Below are 2,662 nucleotides of genomic sequence, written 5' to 3'. Positions count from 1 at the left end.
CCTGTTGCTCGAACCCGTGCTCGCGATCTTCGTCGATCGCTACCCGGACGTCGAAATCGAGATCGCCGTCAGCAACCACCTGGTCGACGTCATCGATGGTGGCTTCGATGCCGGGATTCGCTTTGGCGGCACCGTTCCGGAGGACATGGTCACCCAGCGCCTATCGGCTGACATACGCTGGGTCGTCGCAGGCTCGCCAGACTATCTCTCACGCTTCGGAACGCCGCAGCGGCCCGAAGATCTCGGGCGCCATCGCTGCCTGCGCTTCCGTCTCGGCGATGAGCGCATGTACCAGTGGGAATTCGAACGCGGCGGCGAGGAGATCCGGATCGCCGTACCCGGCGGCCTGATCCTCGACGAGCCGGGCCTCATCCAGTCCCTGATGGAGGGTGGAGCGGGGCTCATGTACGGGCCCGAGCCTGCGTTGGCGCCCTCTGTCGCAACAGGAAAGGCCGTGCTGGTGCTCGAAGACTGGGCCTCGTTCGGGCCGGGCTTCCACATCTATTATGCGAGCCGCAGGCAAGTGCCAGCCGGATTGCGGCTCCTGATCGACCTGATCCGGGAGGTGCGGCCCCTGGGGCTCTAGATGTGGAGCGTCAACAGGTTGTCGTTGTCGAGAGCGAGTCTGCTGATCGGCGTTTTGGCCTGGATGCCGCCGTGGGGCCGATGCCAGTTGTAATGATGGAGCCAGCGCGGCAGTTCTTCAGCTCTGCGATCTGAGTGGGGATAGGGTCTGGCGTAGGCCCATTCGCGGAGCGCCGTCTGGATGAAGCGCTCGGCCTTGCCGTTGGTCCTGGGGGTGTAGGGCCTGGTCCTGATCTGGCGCAGGCCGAGGTCGCGGCAGGCGTGGCGGAAGGCGTGGGCCTTGTAGCAGGAGCCGTTGTCGGTCATGACGCGCGCGACGGTGACGCCGAGGCCTTTGTAATAGGCGACGGCGGCCCTGAGGAAGGCGACCGCGCTGAGCGCCTTCTCGTCCGGCTTCATCTCGACGAAGGCCAGCCGGGAGGCATCGTCGATGCAGACATGGGCGAACTCCCAGCCCGCCCCGACGCTGCGGCCGCCGCTGCGGTCTCCGGTGACGCGATGCCCCGGCTCACGGAAACGGTTGAGCTTCTTGATGTCGAGATGGATCAGTTCGCCTGGGCGCGCGCGCTCGTAGCGGCGCGCCGGCTCGGTCGGGACGAGGTCGCGCATCCGGCTCAGCCGCGCCCGTCGCAGGATCCGGCTCACGGTGGCCGGCGAGACGTCAGCCTGCTTGGCGATGGCCTGGCCGCTCAGCCGCTGGCGCCGCAGCGCGATGATCTGCTCGACCTGACCAGCGGGCGTCGGGCGATGCAGCCGGTGCGGACGTGACGAGCGGTCCGCCAGCCCCGCCATGCCCTCGGCGGCGAAACGGGCAATCCATTTCTGGACGGTCTTGAGGCTGACGCCGGCCGCCCTGGCGATCACGGCAGATGGCGTGCCTGCCGCCGCCATGCGCACGATCCGCTCTCGACCCAGCAGCGTCAGCCGGGCATTCTTGTGGATGTTCATCCGGTTCCTCCGAGGGGTCTGAAGCTTCGCAACCTCAGCTTCCTCGCTCGGGACCGGATGGACAACCTATTGAGAGCTCACATCTAGCCTCCTGTGTTTGCATCGGCTTTCCCGAAAACCGCAATCCACTTTTCGGGCCGATGCTTTAGCCGGAACGGCAGGCTTCAGATGCCCAGGAAGCGCCTGACAGGGGCCGATCCGTTCGGTGCCGTCAGGCGGGGCCAGGGGCCGGACGCTTCGACGCGGCCATTCGCTACGAAGGCAAAGAGCTCGGCATGGCTGGCCGCCTCCTCTGGCGTGTGCAGTGTCATCAGCACGGTGAGGCCGTGTTCGCGACGCAAGGTATCGATGCGCGCGATCATCTCGCGGCGCAGGCCGGGATCGAGTGCGCCGAACGGTTCGTCGAGCAGCATCAGCGGCTTGCCGCGCAGGAGGGCGCGGGCGAGGGCGACGCGCTGACGCTGGCCTCCCGAGAGTTCTGCCGGTCGGCGGGCAGCGAAGCCAGCGAGGTCGACCTCGGCCAGCGCGGTCGCCACGCGTTCGCGCTCGGCGGCGTCGAGCCGCAGTGACGGCTTCAGTCCAAGCGCGACGTTCTCGGCTGCCGTCAGATGCGGGAAGAGATTGTGATCCTGGAACAGGATCGAGACCGGTCGTCTGGCTGGTGCGAGCGGCAGCAGATCCGCGCCGGCGAAGCGGAGAGTTCCGGCCGTCGGCTGTTCGAAGCCGGCAATGGCGTGGAGCAGGGTGGTTTTGCCGCCACCTGACGGGCCGATGACGGCGCAGAGCACGCCGGCCGGAATGACGAGGTCGTAGCGCGCTGCGAAGCCGGGATAGTCGAGGGACAGACCCGCCAACTCAAGCATGACGCCCACTCCAGCGCTCGGTCAGGTATGCGAGGCCACCGGCGGAAAGCACCAGCACGAGCGCGAGCGCGCCCGCTTCATCCATGCGGTAGGCGCCGAGGCGATTAGCCAGCAGATAGGGCAGGGTGGTGAGCTCGCCCCCGCCGAACAGAGCGATGACGCCGAAATCGCCGAGCGAAAGCGCCGTGGCAAAGGCAAAGGCCGCCGCCAGCGGTGCGCGCAGGGCCGGCCATTCGACGAGGCGCAGCCGGGCCCAGCCAGCGATG

The 2,662-nt window shown here is 67.5% G+C and carries 4 protein-coding genes; 1 reads left to right on the top strand and 3 read right to left on the bottom strand.

All coding sequences use genetic code 11. The features are described 5' to 3' along the window. Window positions 1-586 (top strand): LysR substrate-binding domain-containing protein (locus ACREEF_RS15680; RefSeq protein ID WP_431566499.1); only part of this gene is annotated, 586 nt, incomplete at its 5' end. On the opposite strand, the gene ACREEF_RS15675 is transcribed toward ACREEF_RS15680, so the two are convergent. The 3 genes from ACREEF_RS15675 to ACREEF_RS15665 all read right to left on the bottom strand — a co-directional run. Next, complete coding sequence (locus ACREEF_RS15675; RefSeq protein WP_431566498.1) at window positions 583-1,533, bottom strand: IS481 family transposase; 951 nt, start codon at window positions 1,531-1,533, stop codon at window positions 583-585. The two genes, ACREEF_RS15680 and ACREEF_RS15675, sit on opposite strands and share 4 nt — an antisense overlap. Before the next feature lie 164 nt (window positions 1,534-1,697). Continuing rightward, window positions 1,698-2,396, bottom strand: coding sequence for a thiamine ABC transporter ATP-binding protein (locus ACREEF_RS15670; protein ID WP_431566497.1), 699 nt, complete (start codon window positions 2,394-2,396; stop codon window positions 1,698-1,700). Next, the coding region (locus tag ACREEF_RS15665; protein ID WP_431566496.1) for a hypothetical protein at window positions 2,389-2,662 on the bottom strand (274 nt) is incomplete at its 5' end. The genes ACREEF_RS15670 and ACREEF_RS15665, both read right to left, overlap by 8 nt.

Source organism: Brevundimonas sp. (assembly GCF_050729455.1).
Taxonomy (GTDB): domain Bacteria; phylum Pseudomonadota; class Alphaproteobacteria; order Caulobacterales; family Caulobacteraceae; genus Brevundimonas.
This window is presented reverse-complemented; position numbering and strand designations above follow the sequence as displayed.